The sequence below is a fragment of the Streptomyces durocortorensis genome (assembly GCF_031760065.1).
In the GTDB taxonomy this organism is placed as follows: domain Bacteria; phylum Actinomycetota; class Actinomycetes; order Streptomycetales; family Streptomycetaceae; genus Streptomyces.
The window spans coordinates 4,414,005-4,438,147 of record NZ_CP134500.1 but is presented as its reverse complement, the minus strand read 5'-3'; the positions used below and the strand labels follow the sequence as shown (position 1 = coordinate 4,438,147).

The window sequence follows — 24,143 nt, the reverse complement described above, 5'->3', positions numbered from 1 at the left end:
GCCACGGGCACCCGGGGCCCGGACCTGACCCTCGCCGCGCACCACCACGGGCGGCGAGGGTCAGGTCCGGGCCCTGTCGTATGCCTCGCGCGCCGTCTGCACCGCGTCCACCTGGCGTTCGGTCCAGCGGGCGAGCGCCCACACCTGTTCGGCGGCCTCGATGCCGATCGGGGTGAGTGAGTAGTCCACCCGGGGCGGGATCACCGGTTTCGCGTCCCGGTGGACGAAGCCGTCGCGCTCCAGCGTCTGGAGCGTCTGGGCGAGCATCTTCTCGCTGACGCCGCCGACCGTGCGACGCAGCTCGCTGAAGCGGTACGAACGTTCCAGCAGCGCCGCCAGGACGAGGACGCCCCAGCGGCTCGTCACATGCTCCAGCACCAGCCGGGAGGGGCACATCGGCTGATTGACGTCGGGCGTCCTGTGGTTCGGCGACTTGCGGTTCCGCGCCTCATGGCTCGGCAGCTCGTGATGGGGCGGCCTGACACCCGTTGCCCTTACGTCCATGCCAGTACCTTACTTCAAAGTTGGTACTTTCTTATAGTTAGCGCTATCCGTAGGCTCGTTCCAGAAGCGCCGAAGTGCAGAAGCGCAACAGAAGTGCGGAAGCGCAGAAGTACAGAAGCGGATCGAACCACCGAAATCGGAGCGCCCCCCATGAGCATCGTTGTCACCGGAGCCACCGGAGAGCTCGGCCACCTCGTCATCGACTCCCTGCTGACCACGGTCCCGGCCGGCGAGATCGCCGCCGTCGTACGCGACAAGGCGAAGGCCGCCGGGCTCGCCGCCCGGGGCGTCGAGCTGCGCATCGCGGACTACGACCGGCCCGAGACTCTGACCGGAGCGTTCCGGTCCGGCGACCGGGTGCTGCTGATCTCCGGCAGCGAGGTGGGCAGGAGGGTGCCGCAGCACACCGCGGTCATCGACGCGGCGAAGGCGGCGGGCGTCTCGCAGCTCGCGTACACCGGCATCCTCGGCGGACCGGACGCGGACTTCACACTGGCCGACGAGCACAAGGCCACCGAGCAGCTGATCCTGGACTCCGGGCTGCCGTACACCCTGCTGCGCAACGGCTGGTACACCGAGAACTACACCGCCAACCTGGCCCCGGTCCTGGAGCACGGCGCGGTCGTCGCCAACGCGGGCTCGGGCCGCGTCGCCTCCGCGCCCCGGGCCGACTACGCCGCCGCCGCGGCCGCCGTCCTGACCGGCGAGGGTCACCTGAACACGGTCTACGAGCTGAGCGGCGACACCGCCTGGTCGTTCGCCGAGTACGCCGCGGTGCTGTCCGAGGTGACCGGCAAGGACATCGCGTACAACGACGTCCCGGCGGCCGCGCACCACGAGATCCTGGTCGGCGCGGGGCTTCCCGAGGGCTTCGCCGCGATCCTCGTCGACGTGGACAAGGCGATCGGGCGCGGACTGCTCGCCGGGACGAGCGGCGACCTCGCCCGGCTCATCGGGCGCCCGACGACGCCGCTCGCCGAGACCGTACGTACGGCCCTGGCCGGGGCCTGATCGGCACCCGGCCCTGATCATCACGGGCCCTGATCACCACGAGGCCTGACCACCACCCGGGCCTGATCACCACCCGGCCCGATCACCACGGGGCCCGGCCACCCGGGCCGATGACCGCCGAGGCCCGATCATCACCGAGGCCGGGCGTGACCAGGGCTGCCATACGCCGGGGGCGCGGCCGGACCGGGCGCACCGCACCCCGCCGCGCTCCACCGCACCCCGCCGCGCCCCACCGCACGCGCAGGGATGTCATGAGTGTTTCCGCGAGACGGCTATGACACGAGGCCCTTCCGGCGCTACCTTCGTCCAGTCGGCCAATCCGTCGACGTACAGGTGGACCGGTTTGGCCAGGAGGGCCCGTGGAGGGGAAGAACGAGCAGCGGGCAGGTCTGCTGTACGGATTCGGTGCGTACGGGATGTGGGGCTTGGTCCCCCTGTTCTGGCCGCTGCTGAAGCCGTCCGGGGCGATCGAGATCCTCGCCCACCGGATGGTCTGGTCCCTGGGTCTCGTCGGGATCGCCCTGCTCGCGATGCACCGCTGGGCCTGGATCGGCGAGTTGGCCCGCGACCGGCGCAAGCTCGGGCTGATATCGCTCGCGGCGGCGACCATCACCGTCAACTGGGGCCTCTACATCTGGGCCGTGAACAACGGCCAGGTCGTCGAGGCCTCGCTCGGCTACTTCATCAATCCGCTGGTCACCATCGCCATGGGCGTTCTACTGCTGGGTGAACGGCTGCGGCCGGTCCAGTGGATCGCGGTGGCCACCGGCCTGGTCGCCGTGCTCGTGCTGGCGATCGGGTACGGGCGGCCGCCATGGATCTCGCTGGTGCTGGCGTTCTCCTTCGCCACGTACGGACTGATCAAGAAGAAGGTGAACATGGGCGGCCTGGAGTCCCTGGCCGCCGAGACCGCCGTGCTGTTCCTGCCCGCGCTCGGCTTCCTGCTCTGGCTCACCGCCACCGGCGCGTCGACGTTCACGGCCGGGGGCGCGGGGCACGGGGCGCTGCTCGTGGCAACGGGCATCGTCACCGCGGTGCCGCTGATCTGCTTCGGCGCGTCGGCGGTCCGGGTGCCGCTGTCCACGCTGGGGCTGCTCCAGTATCTGGCCCCGGTCTTCCAGTTCACGCTGGGCGTCCTCTACTTCCACGAGGCGATGCCTCCCGAGCGGTGGGCCGGGTTCGCCCTCGTCTGGCTGGCGCTGTCACTTCTGACCTGGGACGCGTTGCGCACGGCGCGGCGCAATCGGGCGCGGGCGGCGAAGCTGCTGGCCACGACGGCCGCCGCACCCGCGGCCGGGCTCACGACCCCGGGCAGCGCTCCGGCAGCCGTGAGCCCGGGCCCCACACCACAAAAGATTACCTAGTTGCTTTTCTTACTCGGTTGCGATTTCCTGGCCCCCGGATGGACAGAAGCGCGACCGAAGGAGAGGCATGGGCATGACCGACGTACTCATCGTGGGCGCGGGACCCACCGGGCTGGTTCTGGCCTGCGATCTGGCCCGGCGCGGCGCGGCCGTGCGGATCGTGGACCGGTCACCCACCCCGCCCCGCACCTCGCGCGCGAAGGGTCCCAACCCTCGGTCACTGGAGGTCCTGGACGACCTCGGAGTGGTCGACGCGGTGCTCGCGGCCGGTTCAGCGCCATTGCCGATGCTCAAATACCGCGACCGCCTGCCGGTCACGGAGACCGATCCGTGGGCGGACTCGACGCCGACGCCGGACGCGCCCTACGACCGGGGGTGGCTGATCGCCCAGTGGCGCCTGGAGGAGATCCTGCGCGAACGGCTGGCCGGGTACGGCGTTCAGGTCGAGCTGGGCCGCGAGGTGGTGGGGCTGGCACAGGACAGCGGAGGCACGACGGCAGAGGGGGACGGGGGCTCGGTGTCACTCGGGGGCGGTGACACGGTCGGGGACCACGTCACCGTCACGCTCATGGACGGAACCGAGCGAACGACCGAGCGAACGGTCGAACGCGCGCGGTACGTCGTCGGCTGCGACGGCGCCCACAGCTCCGTACGGAAGATGCTCGGGATCGGCTTCGAGGGAACGACCGCCGAGGACCAGGTGATGGTCTGCGGCGATGTCGACTTGGACGGCCTGGGGGACCTGGGGGACCTGGGGGACCTGGGGGACCTGGGGGACCTGGGGGACCTGGGGGACCTGGCTGAGGGTGCCCCGGACCGCGGCCGCTGGCACCAGTGGTTCGACGAGGACGGCGCGGTCATGCTCTGCCCGATCCCCGGTACGCGCACGGGCTGGTGGTTCCAGGCCGGTCCGGAACGGGACGGGCGGGGTCAGCCGCTCGCGCCCTCCGCCGACGGGTTCCGGCGACTGCTCACCCGCCACACCGGGCTCCCCGGCCACCGCCTCACACGGGCCGATCTGCTGTCGACGTACCGGGTCAATGTGCGGCTGGCGGACCGCTTCCGCGAGGGGCGGGTCTTCCTCGCGGGCGACGCGGCGCATGTGCACCCCATCGCGGGCGGCCTCGGGATGAACACCGGTATCCAGGACGCGTTCAACCTGGGGTGGAAGCTCGGGCTGGTGCTCAGCGGCCACGCGGGCGCGGAGTTGCTGGACACCTACGAGGAGGAGCGGCTTCCGGTGGCCGCTCGCACCCTGGACCTCGCCTCCGAGCGACTGCGCGCCACCCTTGAGGCGATCCGCACGCCCGGCGGCGGCCTGGACACGGCGATCACCGCCGACACCACCGGCCTGGGCATCGGCTACCGGTGGAGCTCCCTGGCAGCGGGCGCCCCCGATGGGTACCGCACGTCCGCCGCCCCGCGCCCCGGGGACCGGGCGCCGGACGCGCCCTGCCGGGACGCCGCGACCGGATCCCGCACGCGACTGCACCGCGTCTTCGCGGGCCCCAGCACCACGGTCCTCGGCTTCGGCCCCGGGAGCGCGGGCGTACTGCGCGAGGCGGCCGCCGCGTACGGGGACGCCGGGGTGCGGACTTGCCGGGTGTACGCGGCGCACGAGGACCATGCCGGGGCGGAGCCGGGAGCGGTGATCGACGAGGAGGGCCACGCGACGGCTGCGTACGGAACGGCTTACGGAACGGCGTACGCGGGGTACGGAGCGGCGTACGGAATGGAGTCCTCCGGCGGTACGGACGCGGGGACCGTCGTCGTCATCCGGCCCGACCACCACGTGGGCGTGTTCGCCTCGGCGGACGACGCCCGTTCCGTACGGGAGTACCTGCGTCGGCTGCACGAAGCGGGTGGGCGGCGCACCAGCATGGTGGACGCCGTGCGGTAAAGGCTGATTGAGTGCCCGGATGGGGACTGTGCTGGGGACCATGAGGAACGTGCGGTGGCACGAGCTACAGCATGCGTACGGCTCCGCGTCCCAGATTCCCGGTGTGCTGTCGCGGATAGCCTGGGGAGACGCGCCGGACTCGGACGAGGCCCTGGGCGATCTGGAACGGTGGATCGGCGCCCCGACCGTCTTCGACTCGACCGTGGCGACGGTGCCGTTCCTGTGGGAGCTGGCGGCGACGGACACGGTCAGGAACCGGGCGGGCGCGCTGGACCTGCTCGCCACCATTCTGGCTGCCGGGAACGCGGAGCACCCCACGTGGACCCGCGCCGCCCACGATGCGGTGGTGGCGGGTCGCGCCACGGCCGCCCGACTGGCCGCCGCACCCGAGGAGACACAGCCGACACGGTCGGTACGGGCCGCCGCCGAACGGCTGCTGGCCTCGATCGACGGGCACACCTGCCCCGCGTGCCCCCCGCGCGAGGCCTGAGTACCGGGCGCGGCCTCGGTCTTGGGCGCGTCCCGGGTCCTGGGCGGTCAGGTCAGGTCAGCTCGGCCTCCGCCCGGTCCATCGCGTTCTTCCAGTACGTACGCCGCTCCTCGCGCTCCTCGGCACTCGCCAAACGCTCCTGGTGGAAGCTCAGCACGGTCCGGTCGGCGGAGCTGCCGGGCGTCACGGCGACCTGGACGGTGGAGGTGCCGTACGTGAGGCGCACCCGGTCGCCGGGGCGGTAACTGCGGAGCTCCCCGCCGAGCCCGTCGGCCGTACGGTACGGAGCGCCCTTCTCGGTGGGCAAGGGGCCGTCGATGCCCAGCCAGAGCGCGATGCCCTCGGGTCCGACGATGAACTCCCATACGGCGGTCAGCGGTCGGCGGATGGTCCGGGAGACGCCGATCTCCCATCCCGCGTCCTGAGTGAGTCCGGTCGGCATGATGGAAGTCCCTTCACTCGTCGGTGGTCACTGGCCGGCGGCCACTGGCCAGCGGTCGGTGGTCAGTGGTTACTGGTCGGTGGTCAGTGGTCATTGGTCAGTGGTTACTCGTCCGTAGTGGTGAGCCGGGCGCGGTGGGCCCGGACCTTGTGCCGGTTGCCGCAGCGCTCCATCGAGCACCAGCGGCGCTTGCCGGGGCGGGAGGTGTCGACGAACAGCAGGCGGCAGTCGTGCGCGGCGCAGGTGCGGACCCGGTGGGCGTACGCCCCGGTGAACAGGTCGATCGCGTCACGGGCGACGGTGGACAGCAGCCCGGTGCCGGTGCTCCCCGTCACCCACTCCCGGCCACCGGTCCCGTTCAGCCGGGCCGTCAGGGGGAGGTGCGCCGCCGCCTCGTTGACGACGGCGAGATCCTCCGGCCCGGGCGGCAGCGCGTGCACATGCCCCTCCGCCAGCCGCCAGAGCGCGTCGCGCAGCACCCGAGCGGCCGCCACCTCGTCCTCACCGACGGCGAGGCCCAGCCCGTCTGGAAGTCGGCATTCCGCTGCCCAGCGCACCAGGTCGGCGGGCGCGTGCAGCATCTCGAAGTACGCGAGGGGGCCGGGGCCGCCGGTCGTCAGCAACTCCAGACACAGCGCGCCCGGATCGAACCGGAATGAGCTGCCGTCCGGGTGCCGCAGAAGCAGCCCGACAGCCCCGGGAGGACCGGGAGGACCGGGAGGACCGGCGGGCACGCCAGCCCCGGAAGTACCGCCAAGCACGCCAGGCCCGGGAGACCCGCCAGGCCCAGCAGGCCCCTGTTGCGCCACCAGCTCGGCTCGCTCCGACGGCGCCTTCCTCGGTTCCGGCGCGTCTTTTGCCCTGCCACTCATGTAACCACTATAAACGGTTTCCATGACAAAGACCCTGTCCTGGAAGCTCGTGATCGACAGCGCCGACCCGCACGCCCAGGCCGACTTCTGGGCCGCGGCCCTGGGCTACCTCGTCGAGGACAACAGCCCCCTGGTCGAGCAGCTGCTCGCGGCCGGAGCGGTACCCGAGGCCATCACCACCCACGCCCACGGCCGCCGCGCCTGGCTCGACCTCGCGGCGGCCCGGCACCCGGACGACCCGTACGAGGAGAACAGCGGTACGGGGCTGGGGCGGCGGCTGCTCTTCCAGCGGGTACCGGAGCCGAAGACGGTGAAGAACCGCCTCCACATCGACGTCCACTCCGAGCCGGGACAGCGCGATGCGGAGGCCGCGCGGCTGGTGGGGCTGGGCGCGCGGGTGCTGCGCGCGGTCGACGAGCAGGGCGGGAGCTGGCTCGTACTGGCAGATCCGGAGGGAAACGAGTTCTGCCTGCACTGACGGGGAGGGCTGGACGTGCACGGGAGCCCAGGGCCTGAATCCGTACGGGAGCCCTCTACGGGTGTTCCGCGCAGGTGGCGGCCGTGCGACGCAGATGCCGTCGCCGGCCCCCGCCCCACCCTGCCCCTCCCTTCATTCCTGGTCCCGTCCGTCCCGCTCGCGCAGCACCTCCTGCCGGACCCGCTCCGCCATCAGGTCCGCGAGCGGGTCCGTCACATCCCAGGAGTGCGCGGCGGGATGCCGGTCGAACAGCACGCACGCGTCCCCCTCCGTGACGGACAGCCGACGGATCACGGCCGGGCACGGCAGCAGTTCGGCGAACCGGAACTTCCGGCGCGTACCGGTGTCCGTCCAGAACATCCATAAGTCCCGTGCGGCAGGCCTGTCGGCCGACCAGAGCTGGGCCGCGTGCTCGGTCTCCTCGTCGTGCTCGCCGAGTTCACAGAGCAGGAAGTCGTCCAGGACGGGGACAGGCTTCGCGCCCGCCTCCTGACCGGGTCCGCCCTCCAGAGCCATGAGCGCGACCCGCGCGCCCATCTCCGGGAGTTCGGTGACAGCGGTGCACTGCAACATGTCGCTCATCCTTATGGGCAGGGGGAGGGAAGCGGGGTACGGGCGGGAGCCATGGGGCGCATGACGAGCCCGTACCAGGACGTGTCGTCCCGGGCCACGAACTCGTACGGCAGTCCGTCCGCGAGCCGCAGCAGCGCGTAGTCATGCTCCCGGAAACTGCTTGCCCAGGAACGGAGTTCGGCCGGTACATCAGGCCTGGCCCCGGAGACCGGGTACAGTGCGCGGGCCGGAACCCAGGGGGCGTACGGGTCCGGGTCGAGCGCGTCCGCGAGGCGCCTGGCCTGCCGCCGCAGCCAGCGGAGGGCCAGCCGCCGCGTCGGCGCGACGATGCCGCCGAGCCGGAAGGACCGCGCCGCGTCACCCCCGTGGCTCTCGGCCACATACCAATCGGCGTGCCCTCGCGTCACGTTCACAGCACCTCACCCCGGCTGCGAGCGTTGAGCCACGCGGTCCTCGCGCGCAGCTGCTCCATGGGGAGCGCGAGGCGGACCCGGTGCGGCTCCGCCTCCCACTCAGTGCCGCCACCGACGGGCCGGAGCGACCAGTAGGGGCCGGCGACCTCTCGGAACTCCCCCACGCGGTCGCCCCGACCGGTGTCGACCACGAGCGCGCCGGGGGCCGGGGGGCCAGGAGGTTCCTGTGCATTCGGGCAAGCGTTCTCGCCGTACACCTATCGCTCCTCTCTGTAGCCGTATGACTACCGGGGCGATTCAGCGTGACCTACCGTGGAAAGCCATTCAACTTGCCTATTCGGCACGGAAGATTGGGTTCGAGGCCCTTGAACGTCAAGGAGTTAAACCCTGAGAGCTCCGCGCAGGCGGCCTACGGCGCACGTCTGCGCGGCCTGCGGGAGCAGCGGAGCTGGACACAGGAGGAGCTGGGGGACCGGAACGGCTACTCCAGCACACACATCTCCTCGGTGGAAACTGGTCGCAAACTCGCGACCTTGCGCTTTTCGCGTAGTACGGACCGGGCGCTGGGGCTGACCGGGACCGAGTCGTCGTTCGAGCGCGAGCTGGGCCAGATCAAGCACGGCAGCCTGCTGGAGGGCTTCCCGGAGTTCCTCGGCTACGAGCGCCGGGCGGCGGAGATCCGGCTGTACGAGGTCGGCGTCATCCCGGGCCTGCTCCAGACCCCGGAGTACGCCACGGTCCTGGCGGACAGCGCGGTCAGGCGGCAGGCGATCACCGCCGACCAGGCACAGGAGCGCGTCGCACTGGTCGAGGAGCGTCAGGCGGCCCTGGTCCGGGAGAAGCCGCCGCTGGTCTTCGCATTGCTGGACGAGAGCTGCATCCGCAGGCCGGTCGGCGGACCGGAGGTCATGAAGGCGCAGATGGACCGCCTGATCGAGTTCGCCGAGCAGCCCAACACGGTGTTGCAGGTGGCGCCGTTCACCATGGGTGAGCACCGCCCGTTCGACCTGCCGGTCACCATCCTGACCATGCCCGACCGCTCACTCATGTCGTACGCCGAGTCCGCGCAACAGGGCTACCTGGAACGCGAAAGTGGCTCGGTGGTGCCGCATCTGACGGCCTACCATCAGATGCAGGCGGTAGCGCCCTCCCAGGCCGCGTCCGTAGACATGTTCAGGCAGTTGCGAAAGGGCACCCCGTGACAACCGAGACCCCCCGTTGGTTCACGTCCTCGTATAGCAACAACGGCGGCCAGTGCGTCGAGGTCGCCACCAACCTCGCCGCCCCGCACGGCATCGTCCCCGTCCGCGACTCCAAGAACACGAGCGGCCCGGTCCTCAACGTCCCCGCCACCGCGTTCACCACCTTCGTGACAGGCGTCCGGGCCGGAGACTTCGGCACCGTCTGAGCCACCCCGGCAACCGCCCCACCGTGCCAGCGCGGTGGGGCTTCGGCATGCCGGTGCCGCAATTCCACCGTCACCCGCTCGCACGCGCCGATCTGGCCCGCCGAGGAAGAAGACAGGAAGCTGACGGTGACTTTCGTCAACGTCGTTTCCGCGTCATTTCAGGGCCGGGACTGTGCACCTACGACGTTCACGGGCACAACTTGCCGTTGGGGTTGTCGAAGCAGTTCATATTCCAGTGGGTCCATGTGCCGTCGGACCACCGCACACGAAACCAGGACTTGCCGTCCGCGCCGATGGCAGCAATGGAGATGGGTGCGGTGCTGCTCTCCTGCCTGGGCTCGACGGTGATGCGGCTCTGGACCCATCCGCCCAGGGACACCCAGCCGTTCCAGGAGCCGTTGGGGCGTTTCCAGTTCGTCCACACCGCGTGGTCGGTACCGACCATGAACTCCTGCACCGTCCCGTCGAAAAGTACCGTCCGCGAGACGCCGTACTCACAGATGTACGCACCTCCGTTCCCGTAACACGTCGAGGCCTGGGCCGGCGCGGCCGACACCGCAAGGCCGGCCACGGCGGCAACCGCGACGAGGGCGGCCTGCAGTCTTTTCGCTCTGAACAAGGAATGCTCCCGAGGAGGGTGAGGGGTTTCATGTACGGAATCGGGCGGGGGTGCCGCCGATACCGGCCCCAGTGTCCGGTTCGCCGCTAACGTTCCACTGACGCTCCGCTGACGTCTCTCGGCCGTCCCGCCGACCTGTCACTGAGAATTTTCGGGCCAGCTCCTTGGTCCGGATGGTCTTCCTCGCCTCGGTCAAGGTCGGGGCGAGGACGGCCAGGACGTCGTTCCGGCTTCCGACGTACCGCCCATCCAGACAGCCCATTCGCTCATCAAGCCGCCCTCGACGATCCGGGGGACATGGGACGAGCCCAAGGAAGCGGGCGTCTGACTGGATCGGCAACTCGCGGCGTTCGCGGCCCGGTTCGCCTCCGCGCAGGATCGGGACGGGGCGAGGCTGGCGCTGCTCGTCAGGGCGGCGGTCGAGCGGCTCGCGGAGGGCGGGGACGTGCCGTTCGGGCACTACCTGAAGGGCACCGTCTTCCACTCCCTCGCCCTGGTGACCTGTTCCCCGAACCGCGCCGCCCCCGACCTGCCCTGCCCCACCCGGCAGGCCCCCTCATGACAGCGGGCCGCTTACCCGGCCCGCCCCCTGGCGCGCAAGCGGCCGTTCGGGTCCTTCTAGGCTGGGGCCCATGCCCACGCCCCCCGCCTACGCCCTCGTCGCCACCGACCTGGACGGCACCCTGCTGCGTCCGGACAACACCGTGAGCGCCCGCTCCCGCGCCGCGCTCGGCCTTGCCGCCGCCGCAGGCGCCCGGCATCTGATCGTCACCGGGCGGCCCGTTCCCGGCATACGGGCGCTGCTCGCGGACCTGGCGTACACCGGGCCCGTCGTCTGCGGGCAGGGCACCCAGCTGTACGACGCCGACAGCGCACGCCTGCTGCGGTCCGTCACCCTGGACCGCGAGTCCGCCGACACCGCGCTGGGCAAGATCGAGGCGGAGGTCGGGGCGGTGTTCGCCGCCGTGGACCAGGACGGGGTGGACGGTGTGACCCTGGTCGAGGCCGGGTACCGGATGCCGAACCCGACGCTTCCCGCCGTACGCGTCGACTCCCGAGACGCCCTGTGGGAGCGGCCGGTCATCAAGGTGCTCGTCCGCCACCCGGAGCTCGGCGACGACGCGCTGGCGGCCGCCGCGCGCGGGGCCGTGGGCGAGCTGGCGACGGTCACCATGGCGGGGCCCGGCACGGTGGAGCTGGCGCCGCGCGGTGTGGACAAGGGCACGGGGCTCGCGCTGGCCGCCGAGCTGCTGGGGGTCGGGGCCATGGGCACGGTCGCGTTCGGGGACATGCCCAACGACCTCCCGATGTTCGGCGGCTCGGGCCTCCGGGTGGCGATGGGCAACGCCCACCCGCAACTGCGCGCGGCGGCCGACGAGGTCACGCTGTCCAACGCGGAGGACGGCGTTGCTGTGGTCCTGGAGCGGCTGTTCGGCTGAGCCCACCGCCGCGCCCCCGCGTTCGGCGGTGGGCTCGACCGCTCAACCGCGCGTCTCGCCATCCGCCAGTTCCTGTTCGGTCCAGAGCACCTTGCCGCCCGGACCGTGCCGGGTCCCCCAGTGGGCTGCGAGCATCGAGACGATGAACAGGCCCCGGCCGCCCTCGTCGACCGTACGGGCGTGGCGCAGGTGCGGGGAGGCCGTGGAGCCGTCGTGGACCTCGCAGGTGAGGGTGGCGTCCCGGTCCAGCAGCAGGCGCAGCCGCAGGGGCGGGGTGCCGTAGCGGACGGCGTTGGTGACCAGCTCGCTGACGATGAGTTCCGTCGCGTCGACGGTGTCCTCGTCGAGGCCCCAGCCGTGGAGGCGGTCGCGTGCGAGGACGCGGGCGGTGGCGGGGGTGGTCGGGTCCTGGGCCAGGTCCCAGGTGGCGACGAGGTGCTCGGAGACCGTACCCGTCCGGGCCAGGAGCAGCGCCGCGCCGGCGGAGCGGACGTGGTCCGGGAGCCCGTAGACGATCTCGTCGCTCAGGTGCTGGAGGTCCCGGCCGGGCTGCTCGGCCAGGAGGTGCGTGATGCGGCGCCCGGCGGGCTCGTCGGGCAGCAGTTCGGCGGTGCAGAACGCCAGGATGCTGCCTTCGTCGAGGGTGACGGTGCCGGGGGCGAAGGGGGCGGTGTCGTCGGAGAAGAGGCTCGGCCCTTCCGGTACGTCGAGGGGGAGCGCCGTTCCGTCGGGACCGACGACCAAGGGCGCGGGGTGCCCGGCCCGGGCGACGGTGCAGGTGCGCGAGAACGGGTCGTAGACCCCGTACACGCAGCTGGCGGTCAGGGGCTCGCTCTGGAGGGCGTCGCCGACGGGGAGGGCGGCGCGTTCCTCGGCGAGTCGGGCGGCGGTGGCCCTGAGCCGGGCGAAAACCTCCTCCGGCTCCAGGTCGAGGGCTGCCAGTGCCTGGATGACCGTACGGAGCTGGCCCATCGCGATGGCCGTCTGGAGGCCCTGGCCCGCGACGCCGCCGACCACCAGGGCCGTCCGCGCGCCGGACAGGGCGATCGTGTCGAACCAGCAGCCGCTGTCCCGGCCGGGCAGCAGGACGTGGGCGGTCTCGACGGCGGCCTGCGCGCGATCGGTCTGCGGGAGCAGGCGCCGCTGCACGGTCGAGGCGATCACATGCTCGCGCTCGAAGCGGCGGGCGTTGTCGATGGCGAGGGCGGCACGGGTGGCCGCCGAGTCGGCCAGGGAGACGTCGTCCTCGTCGAAGGCCTCGGCCGCCCCGCAGCGGTAGAGGCTGACCAGCCCGAGGACGGCACCCCGCAGGGTGAGGGGGACGACGATCAGGGAGTGCGCGCCGCTCTCCGCGATGACGCGCGCCCCGCCCGGGTCGGCGTCGAGCCACGGGGTTTCGGGGGTGAGCGGGACGAGCCGGGGCCTCAGGTCCCCGACGGCGAGCGCGTACGGCGTACGGGGAGGGAGACGGCGGGTCCCGCCGACCGGGCCTCCCCGGTCCCCGCCCTGCTCCTGCTCCTCGGCCCGGACGGTGTCGCACCGGCCGCTCGCCGCACGTCGCAGCGGGGTGTCGGGCGGCAGGGGCCGCACGGGCGGGTCGGCCCCGCGCAGGACCTCGTCCACCACCTCGATGACGGCGAGATCGGCGAAGCCCGGCACGAGCGCGTCGACGAACGCGCGGCACGTCGTGGCAACGTCCAGCGAGCCGCCCACCGCGTCGCGCACGGCGGCGAGCGTGGCCTCCCTGCCGCGGGCCCGTTCCCGCTCGGTGACGTCGACTACGGCGGCCAGCAGCCCGAGGGGCGCGCCGCCCGGGCCGTCCAGCCGGTAGGCGGAGACCAGGAAGTCCCGGTCGCCGGGGACGCGGCGCAGTCGGCCCCGTACGAGATGGTCGCGCACGGGCCCCTCGCCGGCGAGCACCCGCTTGAGGAGCTGCTCGGAGGCGTCGGGGTCGTCGAGTCGGAAGACCTCGCGGAACCTGCGCCCGGTGTATGCGCGGATCTCGACGCCTTCGACGAGGGAGTTGGCGCGTACGAGCCTGAGCTGCGGGTCCAGGACGACGAGGCCGACGGCGGACTGCGTGAAGAGGGCGTCCAGCAGGGCGTCGTCCGGCGCTCCGGCCGGGCCTCCGTCCGGGGTGGCGGGAGGGGTTCGGTACCCGGCTCCGGCCGGGGTGGCGGGAGGGGTTCCGGACCCGGCCCTTCCGGGCCCGTCCGGGCTCTCGGCATCCGACACGGCTCACCCACCCTCAGGCTCCGGCGCACCGGTGCACCGAAGCCGGTACGCGCGGGACCAGCATCACCCGCCGCACCGGGAGCGGCCACCGGGAGGCGGCCACCGGGGGCGAGGGTGTTCCGCTCCCCGAGCAGGTGTGCGCATCAGCTCGATAAGTAGGTGTGCGCATCAGCTCGATTCGACCGGCGCGACGCGGTGGGCTTTGACGTCGATCCCGGCCGGCTCACACTCGGACGCGACGACGGGGCTGACCTCGGGCCGCAGCGGAAGCCCGGGTATCAGCGTGTCGACACCCCGGACCGACCGACCTCGGCCGTGACCAGCATCGGCGTACGGTCGTCCGCCTCGGCTAGGAGTTCGCCGCCCGGGGCCCAGATCGCGGCCCGGCCACAACCGGTCCACGGGCCGGAAGGGCCCACGTGGTTGGCGAGGGCGACGAAGAGGCCGGTGTCCTCGGCCATGCGGGGGTAGACGGTCGCCCGCTGCTCGACGCCGTCCCCCGTCCCGTACAGCGCGGAGGCCAGATAGACCTGGCAGCCGTCCGCCGCCGCCCGCGCGGACAGGTCGGCGAAGTGGCTGTCGTAACAGATGGCCAGGGCGAAGCGGACACCCCCGAGCTCGAACCGGCCGTCCCGGTCACCGGGCGCGAACAGGGAGCGCTCCTGCTCGTAGAGGTGCTGCTTGAGGTAGCGCGTGATCAGCTCGCCGTCGGGGCCGTACACGAAGGTGCCGATGGCGGGGCGGGCCCCCGGGACTCCGTTGGCCACTGCGGCGTTGACGACGATCGCGATCCCGCTCGACCGGAGGGCGTCCAGCCGCTGGTCGTTCGCGTCCACCAGGAGGCCGGGGTCCTCGGACAGCGCCCCGAGCTCGTAGCCGGTGAGAGCCAGCTCCGGGAGCACCAGCAGCTCGGCCCCCTGCTCACGGGCCTGTCCGGCGAGGGCGGCGAGCCGGCGGACGTTGGCGGGGATGTCCGCCGGAACACACGTGAGCTGAGCTGCGGCGATCTTCATTCGTCGAGCGTGCCACAGCTGCGCTCCACGATGACCAGCGTGCCCCGGCTGCCGGGCCGTACCGCGTGGGCGACACCCGCGCCCACCACGTACATCTCGCCCGGTCCCACCGTCACCGCGCCCCCGTCCACGGTCAGTTCGAGGCGGCCGTCGAGTACCAGCAGCACCTCCGGTTCGGTGTGCCGCTCCTCCTCGACCGGCAGCCCGTCCATACGCAGGACCTTCACCGAGGCCGTTCCCACCCGGGCGAGCGCCGCCGAACTCCACGCCCGGGGCAGGGCGGCCGCCTCTTCCGCCACTTTGACCGACGACACCTTGACCACGCTCAACGCACCCACCTCTCTTGCCTCGGAATCGATCGGAATCGATCGGAATCGAAGGGATGTGAGGACGCTATCCGGGGTGGGGAGGCGCGTGGTCGACCGTTCGGCAAAATCTTCCACCGAGGCCGCCGAGGCCACCGGGGGCGGCGGAGACGACCCGGTGGCCCCCTGGGCCTGCGTCATACTGAGCCCCGGAGCACAGGGGGAGGCGTGCGGCACATGGGGCACGAGACGGACGGCCGCCAAGGCCTGCCGGAACAGGGCAACGCGAGTCTGGCGGAACAGGCCGGTGGCAGCCTGCTGTCCCACCACATAGGCGGAAGCCCGCCCCCGCGTATCGGCAGCTACGTCGTGGAGCGGGAGTTGGGATCCGGCGGGATGGGCACCGTCTATCTGGCGCGTTCGCGCGGTGGGCGTGCGGTGGCCGTGAAGGTGGCGCGTCAGGAGCTCGCGAGCGACCCGCACTTCCGGGAGCGGTTCCGTGCCGAGGTCGACGCCGCGCGCAGCGTGGGCGGCTTCCACACCGCCCCGGTGGTCGACGCCGATCCGACGGCAGCCGTGCCCTGGCTGGCCACGGCCTACGTTCCCGGGCCCACGCTCACCGCGCTGCTGGAGGCCGAGGGGCCCATGGGCGAGGAGCGGCTGCGGCAACTGGGCGCGGCGCTCGCCGAGGCGCTGGCGGCGATCCACGGCTGCGGCCTCGTCCACCGCGACCTGAAGCCCGGCAACATCATCATGGCCCCGGACGGGCCGCGCGTCCTGGACTTCGGTATCGCACGGGCGCTGGAGTCGACCCGGCTGACGGCCACCGGCATGGCCTTCGGGACACCGGGCTTCCTGGCGCCGGAACAGGCCCAGGGGCTCGAAGTCGGCGCCGCCGCCGACGTGTTCGCACTGGGCGCCGTGCTCGTCGCGGCGGCGGGCGGCAGCGCGTTCGGGGCGGGCACGCCCATGGGGATGATGTACCGGTCGGTGCACGAGCCGCCGGACCTGACCGCCGTACCGGACGGGCTGCGGCCGGTCGCGGAGTCGTGCCTGGCCAAGGAGCCGGACCAACGCCCGACCCCGGAGCGGCTGTTGGACCTGTTCGCCCCGGACAACGCGCCGTACTCCCCCACGTCGCCCTCACCCGTCATACCCGCTGCACCCGTCGCACCCGTTACACCCGCCGCACCCGTTACACCCGTTACACCCGTCGCGGCCGTACCCCCGCCGCCCTCCCACTCCCCCTTCGGCGCCCCATCCAACGCCTACCTGCCACCACTCCACCAGGCGCCGACCGAAAACGCCCTCCACGTGGACGACGCGTCGGCCGAAGCGGACCTCGCCTTCATCGCCGTCGGTCGGGACAGCTCGCTCCTCGTCGACGCCGCGGGCGTCACACTCGGTCCGACAGGCGTGGAGACGCAGTACGGCTGGGCCGAGATCAGCACGGTCACCTACGCGGCCCAGGGCCCCAAGCACCTCGGGGTCACCGTGCACCTGCGCAACGGCACCGCCCACTCGTGCCTGCTCGCGGCCCGCCGACGGGCCCGGCTCCAGGAGTGGCTTGCGGACCTGCCGCTGATCCTGGAGTGCTTTCTGTAGGGCCCGAGGGGCCCGCTCCTCCCCGCCCCGCTCCGGGGCCGGGGCCGGTCTCAGTACCCCGGCGCCCCCAGCGCCCGCAGCACGTGGGCCACGAGAGCGGCGATCGTCTCCTCGTCCTGGACCGGCTTGCGCAGCACATGGCGGTAGTAGAGGGGGCCGTACAGCATCTCCACGGCCAGCGGCAGGTCCGCGCCGGGCGGGATCTGGCCCGCCTGCTGGGCGCTGCGCAGCCGGCCCACCGCCTCCTCGACGCGCGGGTCGACCAGCTGCTCCCGCAGGGTCTGCGCGAGGACGTCGTCGTGGTGCAGCTCCGAGAGGATGCCCGCGTAGGCGGGGCCGAACGGCGGGACGGAGAGCAGGTTCACCGCACCCGCCACATGCGTACGCAGATCGGCTCCGATGTCGCCGGTGTCCACGAACGGCGTGGCGTCGACCAGGGCGTCGGTGAACGCCTCCAGCAGGACGGCTCCCTTCGACGGCCACCAGCGGTAGATCGTCTTCTTGCTGACCCCGGCGCGGGCCGCGATGGCCTCTATCGTGACGTGCCCGTACCCCCGCTCGGTACAGAGGTCGAGGGCGGCTCGCAGGATCGCGCGACGTGACCGTTCGCTGCGGCGCACACTGCTCGGCGATGTGATCATTCGGTGAGCATAGGGGGGATTCAGCCAATCTCTTGTTGACAGCTCGTCGCCAAGGACCGAACATAACCCATGCGGAAACGGAACGTGCCGTGTCGTGTTGTTCCCTTTCTTCGCACCGTTCGTGCCGTTCGTGCCGCGACGAGCCGATCGGGGGACGGCTCGCCCGGCCGACGGCACGGACGACTCGCCACCGATCCGATCCGGCCAGGGAACCCCGCTCAAGCCCTACCGTTCAGGCCGTGATGTCCTTGGCCGTGAAGCGTGCCCAGGCGGCCGAACCGAACACCGCCACGTACAGCCCCTGCAACTGGAAGTTCTTGACCAGGTCGTCCCAGTGGACCGGTTCGCGCAGGACGTCGGCGAAGGACATCCAGTAGTGCGGGAACAGATAGGCGTGGACCCCGCTCAGCTGCGGGATGCTGTCCAGGATCTGCACCGTGATCAGCAGCCCCACCGTGGCCGCCATCGCCCCGATCCCGCTGCCCGTCAGCGTCGAGACGAACAGCCCGAGCGCTGCGAACCCGGTCAGCGAGAGCGCGACGACGGCCGCTGTCAGCCCGGCCCGCACCAGTCCCTCGCCGAAGCTGATTCTCGTCCCGGAGATCGTGGTCACCTCCCCCACCGGGAACAACAGCGCCCCCACCGCCAGCGCCGAGGCGGCCACGACCAGGGTCGCCACCAGGCAGAACGTCAGGACGGAGGCGTACTTGGCGAGGAGCAGCCGGGTCCGGCCCGCCGGGGCTACCAGCAGATAGCGCAGGGTGCCGCTGCTCGCCTCGCCCGCGATCGCGTCACCCGCCACGACGCCGACGGCCATCGGGAGGAACACCGGCAGGGTCGCGGCGAGGGAGGCGAAGACCAGGAAGAGGCCGTTGTTCGTGACCTGGGCGAGGAACGCCGGGCCCGCCCCTCCGTCCGTTCCGCCCGCCCCTCCACCGCCGCCGCCCGTCTCGATACGGACCGCGATCCCGATGAGGACGGGGACGGCGGCGAGAACACCCAGCAGGGCGAACGTCCGGTGGCGGCGGAGCAGGGTGGTGAGCTCGGACCGGAGGAGGCCCAGGGTCCACAGCGGGTTACGGGGCCGGGGCGGGGTCCACAGCAGGCTACGGGGGCGGGGCGGGGCCTCCGGTCCATCCGCGCTCCCCGTAGCCGTGACCTGCTCAGCCTGCGACATCGAATCCCTCTCCCGTGAGCGCGACGAAGGCATCTTCCAGCGAGCCCCGCTCGACGCCGAAGAACCGCACCCGCACCCCGCCGCCCACCAGCGCCGCGTTGAGGTCGGCGAGGTCCACGGCAGCGGACGGCGCGTCGGCGGTCAGTCGGTCGCCGTCGGCGCTGGGGGCCCTTGGGGCGCTTGAGGCGCTTGAGGCGCTTGAGCCATCGCGGTCGGCGCTTGGGGCGCTCAGGGCGTCGCCGTCGGCGCTCAGGCCCGTGAGTCCGTGCGCCTTCAGGATGCGGGCGGCGGCGGCCAGGTCCGGGGTCACGACGGTGAGCCGGCCCCGGGCTGTCGCGGCAAGGTCGGCGACCGGGCCCTGGACGATCAACCGGCCCCGGGCCATCACCGCGGCATGCGTGCAGACCTGCTCGATCTCGTCCAGCAGGTGGGAGGAGAGGAAGACCGTGGTGCCATCGGCCGCCAGCTCCCGCACAAGGGAACGAATCTCGCGCATGCCCTGCGGGTCTAGGCCGTTGGTCGGTTCGTCCAGGACGAGCAGCCTGCGCGGCCGGAGCAGGGCCGCGGCCAGCCCGAGGCGCTGCTTCATGCCGAGGGAGTACGCCTTGGCCTTCTTGCCGGAGGCGGCGGCGAGCCCGACCCGTTCCAGGGCGTGGTCGACGCGGACCCGGCGGGTGCGCGGGTCGGCGGTGGGGTCGGCCCGGTCGTACCGCAGGAGGTTGTCCCGGCCGCTCAGGAACCCGTACAGCGCGGGCCCCTCGATCAACGCGCCGACCTGCGGCAACACCGTACGGGTGGCCCTCGGCATGGGGCTGCCGAGCACCTCGGCGGTGCCGGACGTCGGGTCGATGAGGCCCATCAGCATCCGGATCGTCGTGGTCTTCCCGGAGCCGTTGGGGCCGAGGAAGCCGAAGACGCTGCCGCCGGGCACGGTGAGGTCGAGGCCGTCCACGGCCGGCTGACCGCCGTGATAGCGCTTGGTCAGGCCCCTGGTCCGGATGACCGGGTCGGGAGCGGGGAAGGGGGCGGTGCTGCCGTTCGGGGCCGCGTCTCGCGAGGCGGCTGTCCCTGTCGACGTCATGCGGTCACACCTCTCCCGTCTCCCGCTCTCCATACGCGGCGCCTCCGAGGCCCTGCTCCACGACCGCCCCGCCGCACGGGTGCGCGGCGGGGCGGTCGAGGCCGTCAGAGCCGTCAGAGCCGTCGTGGCCGTCAGGACCCGGAAGGTCGGCAGGCCAGCAGGACCTCAGACCCTCCGGTCCTCAGACCCTCCGGTCCTCAGACCCTCCGATCCTCAGACCCTCCGGTCCTCCCGGCGTTCCTACTTCCCGGCGGCGGCCTTACTTTGCGGCGTCGGCGGCGCGCACCAGCGCGTCCTTCGTCACCGCTCCGACATATACCCTGCCGTCATCCGTCAGCAGGGCGTTGACGAGGCGCGTCTTGAAGACCGTGCCCGAACCGAACTTTCCGGTGACCTTGTCGCCGAGCGCGTCGAGGAAGCCCTGCGCCTCGGCCGGGACGTCGCCCGAGCCCGCTGCGGGGAGGCCCTTGCCGCCGGGGGCCTTGATCTCGGCGATCGAGGTCCAGCCCTTGCCGATGACGTTGACGCCCTCGAAGCCGTCCAGTTCGGCGAGCTGTCCGGGGAGCGGCTTCTGCGCCAGGCCCCGCTCGTCCTTGCCGGTCTCCAGTTCGTCGGCCTCGGTGACCTTGGCGCCCTTCGGCGGGGTGAAGTCGAACGTGGACGCGGCGGGCCTGGAGAAGTCGACCTTGGTGAACCCGGCGTCGACCACGGCCTTGCCGCCGCTCGCCGCGGACAGGGTGAACTTCAGCGGTACGCCGTTCTCGGCGTCCACGGCGATGCGGACCGAGCCGATCGTCGAACCGGACTGCTTGGGCTTGATCAGCAGCTGGTACGCGTCCCGCCCGGCGACCTGCGCCGTGCCGTCGACGGTGACCGAGGTGGTGTCCCCGGCCGCCTTGAGCGCCTGCTCGGCGAAGTCCTTCGGGGTGGCCGGTGCGCCCTTGGGAGCCTCAGGGGCCTCCTTGTCGCCGCCCCGGCCCTCGGGGGCCTCGGCGTGGTAGACCTCGTCGGACTTGCTGTCGTACGCCCAGACCTCACCCTGGTTGTGGATGACGCTGTACTCGGACGCGTTTCCGAGGATGGACAGCTTCTGCTTCTCCGGGCCGTCGGCGGCCACCCGCAGCGTGTGCGTGCCGGACGTCAGCTCCATGAGCTTGTCCTGCGGCGCGGCAGCCCCGCCGTCCTTGCCCTCGCCTGAGCCGTCGGCCCCGCCGTCCTTGCCCTCGCCTGAGCCGTCGGCCCCGCCCGGTACGAGCGAGCCCGCGAGGCCGTCGAGGGGCAGGCCCAGGTCGGTGCTGATCTTGAACGTGCCGGAGAGCTGCTCCTCGTCGGAAGCGGCGATCTTCTCGATGAGCTCCTGCGCGGTGATCTTCGGCAGATCGGGGTCGCCGGAGTTCGCGAGTGCCGGGACGAGTCCGATGGTCGCGGCCGCCACCCCCGCGACCGCGACGGGGACGATGTAGCGCGCCGCCTTCCGGCGGCCCACGACAGTGCCCGTGGCCCCGCCGGTGGTCTCTGCGCCGGTGGTCTCTGCGCTGTCGTTCGGTGCCATGTGTGCCCTACCTCCGTGGTCGGCGGCTTCCGTTGGTATCCATCTGACCAAAACGGACGGGCCGAAGCGTCAGCCCGCGGGATCAACTCCGCCTACTGCTCCGGTATGACAACCGGACGGGGCACCTGGGCCATCCAGTAGGGGTAGGCCGCCGGGTGACACCACGTCAACCTGCGTCGGTGGCACACAGCGCGCCGGACTCAGCCCGCATCGAGGGTGCACAACGCGGACTCAGCCCGCGCCGGGGTTGACAGCGCCGGACTCAGCCCGCCCGGTGGACCACCGCGTCGCACAGCTCCTCCAGCGCGGACTTCGCGTACCCCTCGGGCAGCGGCGCCAGCGTGGCGCGCGCCTCCTGGGCGTAACGCACGGTGTCCTTGCGGGCCTGCTCCAGCGCCGGGTGGGCGCGCAGTCGGCGCAGCGCCTCTGCGAGGACGGCGTCGTCGCTCAGGTCGCCGTCGAGCAGTTCGACGAGCTCCAGGTCGTCGGGCTTGCCGTCCTCGGCGGCCTGGGCGCGCAGCCGCAGGACCGGGAGGGTCGGGATGCCCTCGCGCAGATCGGTGCCGGGGGTCTTGCCGGACTCGTGGGAGTCCGAGGCGATGTCGAGGACGTCGTCGGCGAGCTGGAAGGCGATGCCGAGCCGCTCCCCGTACTGCGTGAGGATGTCCACGGTCCGCTCGTCCGCCCCGGACATCATCGCGCCGAGCCGGCCGGAGACGGCGACCAGCGAGCCGGTCTTGCCGCTGAGGACGTCCAGGTAGTGGTCGACCGGGTCGCGGCCGTCGCGCGGGCCCGCGGTCTCCAGGATCTGGCCGGTGACGAGCCGCTCGAAGGCCTCCGCCTGGATGCGGACCGCCTCGGGGCCGAGGTCGGCCAGGATGTGGGAGGCGCGGGCGAACAGGAAGTCGCCGGTGAGGACGGCCACCGAGTTGCCCCAGCGGGTGTTGGCGCTGGTCACCCCGCGCCGCACGTCCGCCTCGTCCATCACGTCGTCGTGGTACAGCGTGGCCAGGTGCGTCAGCTCGACGACGACGGCCGAGGGCACGACGCCCGGGGCGTCCGGATCACCGAACTGTGACGCGAGCATGACCAGCAACGGGCGGAAGCGCTTGCCCCCCGCCCGCACCAGGTGCTGGGCGGCCTCCGTAATGAAGGGCACATCACTCTTGGTGGCTTCGAGCAGCCCCGCCTCGACAGCGGCCAGGCCCGACTGGACATCGGCCTCAAGAGCCTGGTCCCGCACGTGCAGTCCGAACGGCCCGACGACGGTCACGAGGGCATCTCCTGTCTGCTGACGATCACACGCAATGTCGATGTGTCGCTGTCTTCATTCAACTCAGCGTATCCGGTCCCCTTTGGATCACCGTGGGCGGCTTCCCGCGACCGCCGGTATGTTCGTGATCAGCTCATACGATCGGGAGTGTCCGCCTTGTCCCACACCGCCGCCGACACCGAGCAGGCCGAGCCGCCACCCGAAGACGATCATGCCTTCTTCGGGCATCCGCGGGGCCTGACGACGCTGTCCGGTCTGGAGGTCTGGGAGCGGTTCTCGTTCCTCGGCATGCAGGCGATCCTGGTGCTGTTCTTCGCCGACTCGGTGGCGAACGGCGGCATGGGCATGAACCCCGGCACCGCCGCCTCCGTGTCGGCCGCGTACGGGACCCTGGTCTATCTGGTCTCGGTCGCGGGCGGCTGGCTGGCCGACCGGATCCTCGGCTCGTACCGGGCCGTCCTGTACGGCGGCGTCCTCATCGCCTGCGGCCACTACTCGATGGCCGTGCCCACCGACGCGATGACCTGGGTGGGCCTCGGCCTGATCAGCGCCGGAACGGGCCTGCTCAAGCCCAACGTCGCCTCCATGGTCGGCAAGCTCTACCGCACCGAGGACGAGCGGCGCGACGCCGGCTTCGCCCTCTACTACATGGGCATCAACATCGGCGCCTTCGCCGGACCGCTGATCACCGGCTGGCTCGGCGAGAACTGGAGCTGGCACTGGGGCTTCTCGGCCGCCGCGATCGGGATGACCTTCGGCCTGATCCAGTACGTCGCGGGCCGCCGTCACCTGGCCGGGCGTAGGCACGCCGCCGAATTCGCGCTGGCCCCCGACGCGATGCGCCGCGCGGTGCGGATGATCATCGGCGGGGCCGTGGTGGCCGCCGTCCTGGCCACCGCGCTGGCCCTGGCCGGCTGGCTCACGATGGACCGGTTCGTCGACGTCCTCACCGCCGTCTCGGTGATCGCGCCGGTCGTCTACTTCGTGGTGATGTTCCGCTCCCCCCGGGTCACCGCCGAGGAGCGCGGCAGGCTCCGCCCGTACGTCGTCCTCTTCCTCGGGTCCGTCGTCTTCAACTTCATCCTCTTCCAGGCGTACTCGACGATGATGCTGCTCGCGTCCGCCAACGCCCGGACCGAGATCCTCGGCTTCCACTTCCCCGCCAGCTGGTACGCCTCCGCGCTCGGCGCCTTCGAGGTGGCGCTGGCCCCGGTGGTAGCCGCCGTCTGGGTCAGGATGGGCCCCCGCCAGCCGCACGCCTCCAACAAGATCGCGTTCGGCGTGATCCTCGGCGGGCTCTCCTTCCTGCTGATGGTCCTGCCCACCTCCGGCCACGCGGACGACGTGTACCGGATGGCGGCCTGGTGGATCGTCGGCTCGTATCTGCTGCTCGGCCTCGGCGACATCCTGCTGGAGACCTCCGGCATGTCCGCCACCACCAAGCTCGCCCCGAAGGCGTTCGCCAGCCAGACGATGGCGCTGTGGTTCCTCTCCCTCGCCCTGGCCAACGGCATCCAGGCCCAGATCGTGAAGCTGTACGGCCAGGTCTCCAACCCCGCGTACTTCGGCGTCAACGGGGCGATCGCGGTGGCGGCCGGGGTCGCGATGATCGTCGCCGCACCCTGGCTGAAGCGCACGATGCACCCCGTCCACTGACCCGTACGCCATCCGAGCATCCCGGCCACCGACCCGTACACCGTCCGAGCGCCCACCCTCCAACCCGTACACCATCCGAACACCCCGCCCAC

25 protein-coding genes are annotated in these 24,143 nt (G+C 71.9%); 10 read left to right on the top strand and 15 right to left on the bottom strand.

Annotation, left to right across the window (positions count from 1 at the left end; all coding sequences use genetic code 11):
- Window positions 1-60: 60 nt before the first annotated feature.
- Window positions 61-396 (bottom strand): winged helix-turn-helix transcriptional regulator, encoded by a 336-nt coding sequence (locus tag RI138_RS19800; protein WP_096624962.1) that lies wholly within the window; start codon window positions 394-396, stop codon window positions 61-63.
- Between the two features lie 258 nt (window positions 397-654).
- On the opposite strand from RI138_RS19800, the gene RI138_RS19795 reads away from it, so the two are divergent.
- The 4 genes from RI138_RS19795 (at window position 655) to RI138_RS19780 (ending at window position 5,269) form a co-directional block, all read left to right on the top strand.
- Window positions 655-1,515, top strand: a complete 861-nt coding sequence (locus RI138_RS19795) for an SDR family oxidoreductase (protein ID WP_311121021.1) — start codon at window positions 655-657, stop codon at window positions 1,513-1,515.
- A 359-nt stretch (window positions 1,516-1,874) separates the two neighbouring features.
- On the top strand, window positions 1,875-2,879 hold the full coding sequence (rarD, locus tag RI138_RS19790) for an EamA family transporter RarD (protein ID WP_311121020.1): 1,005 nt from the start codon (window positions 1,875-1,877) through the stop codon (window positions 2,877-2,879).
- A 67-nt stretch (window positions 2,880-2,946) separates the two neighbouring features.
- Window positions 2,947-4,779, top strand: coding sequence for an FAD-dependent monooxygenase (locus tag RI138_RS19785; protein WP_311121019.1), 1,833 nt, complete (start codon window positions 2,947-2,949; stop codon window positions 4,777-4,779).
- Window positions 4,780-4,798: 19 nt separating this feature from the next.
- Window positions 4,799-5,269, top strand: coding sequence for a hypothetical protein (locus RI138_RS19780; protein WP_311121018.1), 471 nt, complete (start codon window positions 4,799-4,801; stop codon window positions 5,267-5,269).
- A 52-nt stretch (window positions 5,270-5,321) separates the two neighbouring features.
- Here the strand turns inward: RI138_RS19780 and RI138_RS19775 are convergent, their stop codons facing one another.
- Together RI138_RS19775 and RI138_RS19770 are read right to left on the bottom strand one after the other, a co-directional pair.
- The gene (locus RI138_RS19775; protein WP_311121017.1) at window positions 5,322-5,711 is read right to left on the bottom strand and encodes an SRPBCC family protein; all 390 of its coding nucleotides are present in this window, start codon (window positions 5,709-5,711) and stop codon (window positions 5,322-5,324) included.
- 104 nt (window positions 5,712-5,815) lie between these two features.
- The gene (locus RI138_RS19770; protein WP_311121016.1) at window positions 5,816-6,445 is read right to left on the bottom strand and encodes a CGNR zinc finger domain-containing protein; all 630 of its coding nucleotides are present in this window, start codon (window positions 6,443-6,445) and stop codon (window positions 5,816-5,818) included.
- A 160-nt stretch (window positions 6,446-6,605) separates the two neighbouring features.
- Between RI138_RS19770 and RI138_RS19765 the strand changes: the two genes are divergently transcribed.
- On the top strand, window positions 6,606-7,061 hold the full coding sequence (locus RI138_RS19765) for a VOC family protein (protein ID WP_311121015.1): 456 nt from the start codon (window positions 6,606-6,608) through the stop codon (window positions 7,059-7,061).
- 132 nt (window positions 7,062-7,193) lie between these two features.
- Here the strand turns inward: RI138_RS19765 and RI138_RS19760 are convergent, their stop codons facing one another.
- The 3 genes from RI138_RS19760 to RI138_RS19750 are packed head-to-tail and all read right to left on the bottom strand — an operon-like array spanning window position 7,194 to window position 8,304.
- Window positions 7,194-7,634 (bottom strand): hypothetical protein, encoded by a 441-nt coding sequence (locus RI138_RS19760; RefSeq protein ID WP_311121014.1) that lies wholly within the window; start codon window positions 7,632-7,634, stop codon window positions 7,194-7,196.
- A gap of 11 nt (window positions 7,635-7,645) precedes the next feature.
- A complete protein-coding gene (locus RI138_RS19755) occupies window positions 7,646-8,041 on the bottom strand; it encodes a hypothetical protein (protein WP_398863323.1) in 396 nt (131 codons plus the stop codon).
- A gap of 2 nt (window positions 8,042-8,043) precedes the next feature.
- A complete protein-coding gene (locus RI138_RS19750; protein ID WP_311121012.1) occupies window positions 8,044-8,304 on the bottom strand; it encodes a hypothetical protein in 261 nt (86 codons plus the stop codon).
- Between the two features lie 108 nt (window positions 8,305-8,412).
- On the opposite strand from RI138_RS19750, the gene RI138_RS19745 reads away from it, so the two are divergent.
- On the top strand, window positions 8,413-9,249 hold the full coding sequence (locus tag RI138_RS19745) for a helix-turn-helix domain-containing protein (protein ID WP_311121011.1): 837 nt from the start codon (window positions 8,413-8,415) through the stop codon (window positions 9,247-9,249).
- A complete protein-coding gene (locus RI138_RS19740) occupies window positions 9,246-9,455 on the top strand; it encodes a DUF397 domain-containing protein (RefSeq protein ID WP_311121010.1) in 210 nt (69 codons plus the stop codon). The genes RI138_RS19745 and RI138_RS19740 overlap by 4 nt, the downstream gene beginning before the upstream one ends.
- A 187-nt stretch (window positions 9,456-9,642) precedes the next feature.
- On the opposite strand, the gene RI138_RS19735 is transcribed toward RI138_RS19740, so the two are convergent.
- Complete coding sequence (locus RI138_RS19735) at window positions 9,643-10,074, bottom strand: hypothetical protein (protein ID WP_311121009.1); 432 nt, start codon at window positions 10,072-10,074, stop codon at window positions 9,643-9,645.
- A gap of 632 nt (window positions 10,075-10,706) precedes the next feature.
- On the opposite strand from RI138_RS19735, the gene RI138_RS19725 reads away from it, so the two are divergent.
- Entirely contained in the window at window positions 10,707-11,513 is an 807-nt protein-coding gene (locus RI138_RS19725) for an HAD family hydrolase (protein ID WP_311121008.1), read from the top strand.
- Between the two features lie 42 nt (window positions 11,514-11,555).
- Here RI138_RS19725 and RI138_RS19720 read toward each other — a convergent pair whose 3' ends face one another.
- From RI138_RS19720 to RI138_RS19710, 3 genes are all read right to left on the bottom strand, one after another.
- Window positions 11,556-13,748: a SpoIIE family protein phosphatase gene (locus tag RI138_RS19720; protein WP_398863320.1), complete on the bottom strand. Its 2,193-nt coding sequence runs from the start codon at window positions 13,746-13,748 to the stop codon at window positions 11,556-11,558.
- A 278-nt stretch (window positions 13,749-14,026) separates the two neighbouring features.
- Window positions 14,027-14,761: a carbon-nitrogen hydrolase family protein gene (locus RI138_RS19715; protein WP_311121007.1), complete on the bottom strand. Its 735-nt coding sequence runs from the start codon at window positions 14,759-14,761 to the stop codon at window positions 14,027-14,029.
- Window positions 14,758-15,075: a cupin domain-containing protein gene (locus RI138_RS19710; protein ID WP_311122944.1), complete on the bottom strand. Its 318-nt coding sequence runs from the start codon at window positions 15,073-15,075 to the stop codon at window positions 14,758-14,760. Before RI138_RS19710 ends, RI138_RS19715 begins: the two co-directional genes overlap by 4 nt.
- A gap of 228 nt (window positions 15,076-15,303) precedes the next feature.
- Here RI138_RS19710 and RI138_RS19705 point away from each other — a divergent pair, with 228 nt between their 5' ends.
- Window positions 15,304-16,671, top strand: coding sequence for a serine/threonine-protein kinase (locus tag RI138_RS19705; protein WP_311121006.1), 1,368 nt, complete (start codon window positions 15,304-15,306; stop codon window positions 16,669-16,671).
- Window positions 16,672-16,721: 50 nt separating this feature from the next.
- On the opposite strand, the gene RI138_RS19700 is transcribed toward RI138_RS19705, so the two are convergent.
- From RI138_RS19700 to RI138_RS19680, 5 genes are all read right to left on the bottom strand, one after another.
- Window positions 16,722-17,312, bottom strand: coding sequence for a TetR/AcrR family transcriptional regulator (locus RI138_RS19700; RefSeq protein ID WP_311121005.1), 591 nt, complete (start codon window positions 17,310-17,312; stop codon window positions 16,722-16,724).
- A 232-nt stretch (window positions 17,313-17,544) separates the two neighbouring features.
- Window positions 17,545-18,489, bottom strand: coding sequence for an ABC transporter permease (locus RI138_RS19695; RefSeq protein ID WP_311121004.1), 945 nt, complete (start codon window positions 18,487-18,489; stop codon window positions 17,545-17,547).
- Window positions 18,476-19,570: an ABC transporter ATP-binding protein gene (locus RI138_RS19690; protein ID WP_311121003.1), complete on the bottom strand. Its 1,095-nt coding sequence runs from the start codon at window positions 19,568-19,570 to the stop codon at window positions 18,476-18,478. The genes RI138_RS19695 and RI138_RS19690 overlap by 14 nt, the downstream gene beginning before the upstream one ends.
- A 259-nt stretch (window positions 19,571-19,829) precedes the next feature.
- Window positions 19,830-21,122, bottom strand: a complete 1,293-nt coding sequence (locus RI138_RS19685) for a LolA family protein (RefSeq protein WP_311121002.1) — start codon at window positions 21,120-21,122, stop codon at window positions 19,830-19,832.
- Between the two features lie 262 nt (window positions 21,123-21,384).
- On the bottom strand, window positions 21,385-22,395 hold the full coding sequence (locus RI138_RS19680; protein ID WP_311121001.1) for a polyprenyl synthetase family protein: 1,011 nt from the start codon (window positions 22,393-22,395) through the stop codon (window positions 21,385-21,387).
- Between the two features lie 156 nt (window positions 22,396-22,551).
- Here RI138_RS19680 and RI138_RS19675 point away from each other — a divergent pair, with 156 nt between their 5' ends.
- The gene (locus RI138_RS19675; RefSeq protein ID WP_311122943.1) at window positions 22,552-24,051 is read left to right on the top strand and encodes a peptide MFS transporter; all 1,500 of its coding nucleotides are present in this window, start codon (window positions 22,552-22,554) and stop codon (window positions 24,049-24,051) included.
- Window positions 24,052-24,143: the final 92 nt, after the last annotated feature.

Coding starts and splice junctions, on each gene's coding strand:
- RI138_RS19725 (WP_311121008.1), top strand. CDS start 10,707: ATGCCCACGCCCCCCGCCTACGCCCTCGTCGCCACCGACCTGGACGGC.
- RI138_RS19760 (WP_311121014.1), bottom strand. CDS start 7,634: ATGTTGCAGTGCACCGCTGTCACCGAACTCCCGGAGATGGGCGCGCGG.
- RI138_RS19690 (WP_311121003.1), bottom strand. CDS start 19,570: ATGACGTCGACAGGGACAGCCGCCTCGCGAGACGCGGCCCCGAACGGC.
- RI138_RS19780 (WP_311121018.1), top strand. CDS start 4,799: ATGGGGACTGTGCTGGGGACCATGAGGAACGTGCGGTGGCACGAGCTA.
- RI138_RS19685 (WP_311121002.1), bottom strand. CDS start 21,122: ATGGCACCGAACGACAGCGCAGAGACCACCGGCGCAGAGACCACCGGC.
- RI138_RS19695 (WP_311121004.1), bottom strand. CDS start 18,489: ATGTCGCAGGCTGAGCAGGTCACGGCTACGGGGAGCGCGGATGGACCG.
- RI138_RS19765 (WP_311121015.1), top strand. CDS start 6,606: ATGACAAAGACCCTGTCCTGGAAGCTCGTGATCGACAGCGCCGACCCG.
- RI138_RS19775 (WP_311121017.1), bottom strand. CDS start 5,711: ATGCCGACCGGACTCACTCAGGACGCGGGATGGGAGATCGGCGTCTCC.
- RI138_RS19715 (WP_311121007.1), bottom strand. CDS start 14,761: ATGAAGATCGCCGCAGCTCAGCTCACGTGTGTTCCGGCGGACATCCCC.
- RI138_RS19800 (WP_096624962.1), bottom strand. CDS start 396: ATGTGCCCCTCCCGGCTGGTGCTGGAGCATGTGACGAGCCGCTGGGGC.
- RI138_RS19795 (WP_311121021.1), top strand. CDS start 655: ATGAGCATCGTTGTCACCGGAGCCACCGGAGAGCTCGGCCACCTCGTC.
- RI138_RS19785 (WP_311121019.1), top strand. CDS start 2,947: ATGGGCATGACCGACGTACTCATCGTGGGCGCGGGACCCACCGGGCTG.
- RI138_RS19705 (WP_311121006.1), top strand. CDS start 15,304: ATGGGGCACGAGACGGACGGCCGCCAAGGCCTGCCGGAACAGGGCAAC.
- RI138_RS19700 (WP_311121005.1), bottom strand. CDS start 17,312: ATGATCACATCGCCGAGCAGTGTGCGCCGCAGCGAACGGTCACGTCGC.